This is a genomic window from Sphingomonas sp. (genome assembly GCF_031380695.1).
In the GTDB taxonomy this organism is placed as follows: domain Bacteria; phylum Pseudomonadota; class Alphaproteobacteria; order Sphingomonadales; family Sphingomonadaceae; genus Sphingomicrobium.
The window spans coordinates 1-3,595 of record NZ_JANMWY010000168.1 but is presented as its reverse complement, the minus strand read 5'-3'; the positions used below and the strand labels follow the sequence as shown (position 1 = coordinate 3,595).

5 protein-coding genes and 1 pseudogene are annotated in these 3,595 nt (G+C 65.3%); 1 reads left to right on the top strand and 5 read right to left on the bottom strand.

Features of this window, described 5'->3' with window-relative positions:
• Positions 1 to 12 precede the first annotated feature (12 nt).
• Together truB and RMN84_RS06375 are read right to left on the bottom strand one after the other, a co-directional pair.
• Positions 13 to 897 (bottom strand): tRNA pseudouridine(55) synthase TruB, encoded by an 885-nt coding sequence (truB, locus tag RMN84_RS06380; RefSeq protein ID WP_309611351.1) that lies wholly within the window; start codon positions 895 to 897, stop codon positions 13 to 15.
• Positions 898 to 1,512, bottom strand: coding sequence for a thymidine kinase (locus RMN84_RS06375; RefSeq protein ID WP_309611350.1), 615 nt, complete (start codon positions 1,510 to 1,512; stop codon positions 898 to 900). It lies immediately after the preceding gene.
• A gap of 79 nt (positions 1,513 to 1,591) precedes the next feature.
• Here RMN84_RS06375 and RMN84_RS06370 point away from each other — a divergent pair, with 79 nt between their 5' ends.
• Positions 1,592 to 2,008, top strand: coding sequence for a GNAT family N-acetyltransferase (locus RMN84_RS06370; protein WP_309611349.1), 417 nt, complete (start codon positions 1,592 to 1,594; stop codon positions 2,006 to 2,008).
• On the opposite strand, the gene RMN84_RS06365 is transcribed toward RMN84_RS06370, so the two are convergent.
• The 3 genes and pseudogenes from RMN84_RS06365 to RMN84_RS06355 all read right to left on the bottom strand — a co-directional run.
• A complete protein-coding gene (locus tag RMN84_RS06365) occupies positions 2,005 to 2,538 on the bottom strand; it encodes a GNAT family protein (RefSeq protein WP_309611348.1) in 534 nt (177 codons plus the stop codon). The genes RMN84_RS06370 and RMN84_RS06365 overlap by 4 nt on opposite strands.
• A complete protein-coding gene (gene rbfA, locus RMN84_RS06360; protein ID WP_309611347.1) occupies positions 2,535 to 2,927 on the bottom strand; it encodes a 30S ribosome-binding factor RbfA in 393 nt (130 codons plus the stop codon). Before rbfA ends, RMN84_RS06365 begins: the two co-directional genes overlap by 4 nt.
• A 3-nt stretch (positions 2,928 to 2,930) precedes the next feature.
• Positions 2,931 to 3,595 (bottom strand): annotated as a pseudogene (locus tag RMN84_RS06355) (translation initiation factor IF-2); the annotation flags it as partial.

Below are 3,595 nucleotides of genomic sequence, written 5' to 3'. Positions count from 1 at the left end.
GATACTCCTTGATTAGATGTTGAACCCGCGGACGACCCTGAGGCCATCGGTGCCGGCCTCGACCAAGGCCACCGGACGACCAGCGTCGGTGGCAAGGTGAAGGCCCGGTGTCGCGAGCGTCCGCGTCAGCGTCTGTCCGTGGCGGAGCAGCTTGGCTTCTTCGGGAGTGACGGGGAGGGCCGGGATGTCGTCCAGCCCCGCGGATAGCGGGAGGACCGCCCCATCAAGCGCGCGTCCCTTAGCAAGCTTGGTCAATTTGTCCAGCGATATCGCCTGATCGAGCGAGAAGGGACCAGCGCGGGTGCGGCGGAGCCTGGTGACATGGCCGACCGTGCCGAGCGCCAAGGCGATGTCACGGGCGAGGGAGCGGATGTAGGTGCCCTTCGACACCGAAGCGAGGAGTGTTGCGCGGTCGCCAGTCGCCTCGATCAGGCGAAGTTGGTGGATCGTCACGTTCCGCAGCTCGAGCGTCACCTCTTCGCCACGACGCGCGATGTCATAGGCGCGCTCACCGTCCACCTTGAGCGCGGAAAAGGCAGGGGGCATTTGCTCGATCGGCCCGGTGAAGCGGGGCAGGATCGCTTGAACCTCCTCCGCCGTCGGCCGAACTATGCTCGTCGCGATGACCGCGCCCTCGAGGTCGAGCGTGTCGGTCTGCGCACCGAAGGTGACGGTAAAGACATAATCCTTGCTCGCATCGAGCATCCGCCCGGCCAGCTTGGTCGCCTCGCCCAGCGCGATCGGCAGCACGCCCGACGCCAGCGGGTCGAGCGTCCCGCCATGCCCGACCTTGGTCTTGGCTTCGCCCGCTTCGCGCAGCGCGCGCTTGACCGCCGACACGCACGGCGTCGACCCGATCCCGACCGGCTTGTCGAGGATGATCCAGCCGCTCAGCATCTAGCGCGGGATCGCCAGGCTCAACTGCCGCGCCTCGCTCTCGCCCAGCCGCTGGAAGAAATGCCGCCGGCACAGCGCGACATAGCGGTCGTTGCCGCCGATCTCGGTTTGCACCCCCGCCGCCACCGCATGGCCGTCGGCATCGACGCGCAGGTTCATCGTCGCCTTGCGCCCGCACTCGCACACCGCCTTCAGCTCGACCAGCGTGTCGGCCAGTGCCAGCAGCGCCGCCGACCCCGGAAAAAGCGCGCCGAGGAAATCGGTCCTCAGGCCATAACAAAGCACGGGAATCTTTAACTCGTCGGCGATGCGGCACAGCTCCAGCACCTGCGCGCGGCTCAGGAACTGCGCCTCGTCGACCAGAACGCAGTCGAGCTTGCGCTTGATCAGCTCGGCGATGATCGCGTCGAACAGGCTCGTCGCCTCGTCATAGAGATGCGCCGCCGCCGCCAGCCCGATGCGCGACCGGACCTGGCCCGTCCCCGACCGGTCGTCATGCGCCGCGGTCCACAGCATCGTCGCCATGCCGCGCTCGCGATAGTTGAAATCGGCCTGCAGCAAGGTGGTCGACTTGCCCGCATTCATCGCCGCATAATAGAAATAGAGTTTGGCCACGCCTGCTCGTAACCGTCGGGGCGGCGGATTCAACCCGTCGCCCATTAAGCAAATCTGCGCCAACACCAAAGGAAGTCGCTTGGACGTTTCGATCGTCAGGATGACGGCGGACAAGGCCGCTCTGCTCGACCGCATCGCCGACGGGGTGTTTAACGATCCGCCAGTTGCCGAGTGGCGCGTTCCCTATCTCGCCAGTCCCGCAGTCATGCTGGTCGTGGCGCTCGACGGCGACCTGGTTATCGGGCAGGTCAAGGCAGCGATTCACCTCCATCCCGACAAGGCGGCCGATCTCTATATCGACGAGGTCGGAGTTGCTGCCACCCATCAGCGGCGCGGGATTGCTCGCCGCATGCTGGGCGAGGTGGAGCAATGGGCGCGGGAGCGTGACTGCGTCGACGTGTGGCTTGCAGCCGATGTTGGCAATGACGCGGCGCAATCGCTCTACGGCGGCTTCGCTCAGTCGAAGCCTGCGAACCTGTACTTCTGGGAACTCTAGACCGGCCACTCGTCCTTTAGGATTGCGAACAGCACCGTGTCGCGGACGTGGCCGGTCCAGGTGATGCGGTCGGCGCGCAGCACTCCTTCGCGCACCGCGCCGAGCTTCTTCATCGCCGCCTGGCTGCGCGCGTTGCGGATGTCGACGCAGAATTGCACCCGCCGGTATCCACACGCGAAAGCGCGCTCGAGCATCATCGCCTTGACCCGCCCGTTGAAGCCGGTACCGCGGAGGCGTGGGCGATAATAGGTATTGCCAATCTCTACGGTCTGGCGGGCATCGTTGCGGTTCAGATACGCGGACATGCCCGCAAATGTGTCGTCGTCGAACAGAATGAACAAGTGGCTGACCGGGTCGCCGACAAGCTTGTCGAGGCTGGCGTCGAAATGCGCGGGATCATAGCTCGTCCCATACATCGTCCAAATTGCGTCGTCCTCGGCGCAGGCGGCGCATAGTTGCTCACGATGATGCTCGGCGAACGGCTCGGCGCGGCAGCCCTCGCCGGTCATCGGCGCGGCGAGGTCGCTCATTCCTCGGTCAAATCCTGCGCGACATGCTTCGACCGCAGGATCGCGTCGATCTTGCCGCCCTCGTCGAAACTCTCGTCGGCGCGGAACTTCAGCTTGGCGGCATATTTAACGCGCACGCGGTTGGCGACTTCGCGCTGGAGGAAGGCGGTGTTGGTGCGCAGCGCCTTGAGCACCGCTTCCTCGTCCTGGCCGAGCAGCGGCTTTACGAACACGATCGCGTAGCGCAGGTCGGGCGACATGCGCACCTCGGTGATCGACACGAGGTGGCTGGCGAGCGTCTCGTCATGCACGTCGCCGCGCACGAGAATGTCCGAAAGCACATGCCGCACCTGCTCGCCGACGCGGAGCAGGCGGACCGAGCGGCCTTCGGGAGTTTCGACGGTGCGCATCAGCTATAGCGTCCGCGCGCGCTCCTCGACTTCGTAGGTCTCGAGGTAATCGCCCGCCTTCAGATCGATGAAGTTTTGCGTGAAGGTCACGCCACACTCCAGCCCGGCGCGGACCTCCGCGACATCATCCTTGAACCGCCGCAACGAGGCGATTTCGCCGGTGTAGGTGATGACATCGTCGCGCGTGATGCGCGCCTTGAGCGCCTTGCGGATGATGCCTTCGACCACCAGCAGACCGGCCGCCTTGCCATGCTTGCCGGCCGAGAAGACTTCGCGGATTTCGGCCTTGCCGACGACCGTCTCGATGATCTCGGGGCCGAGCTCGCCGGCCATTGCGCCCTTGGCCCAGTCGGTCAGGTGATAGATGACGTCATAGTAGCGCAGCTCGACCCTGTGCCGGGTCGCGACTTCGCGCGCCTTGGCGTTGGGGCGGACGTTGAAGCCGATGATCGGCGCGCCCGAGGCCGAGGCCAGCGTCACGTCGCTCTCGGTAATCGCGCCGACTCCGCTGTTGAGGATGCGGACCTTGATCTCGTCGGTCGACAGCCGGTTGAGCGCGTTGACGATCGCTTCGGCCGAGCCCTGCACGTCGGCCTTCACCACGATCGGAAATTCGATCATGGTCGACGCGCGATCGGCGAACATATTCTCGACGCTGATCGGGGCGG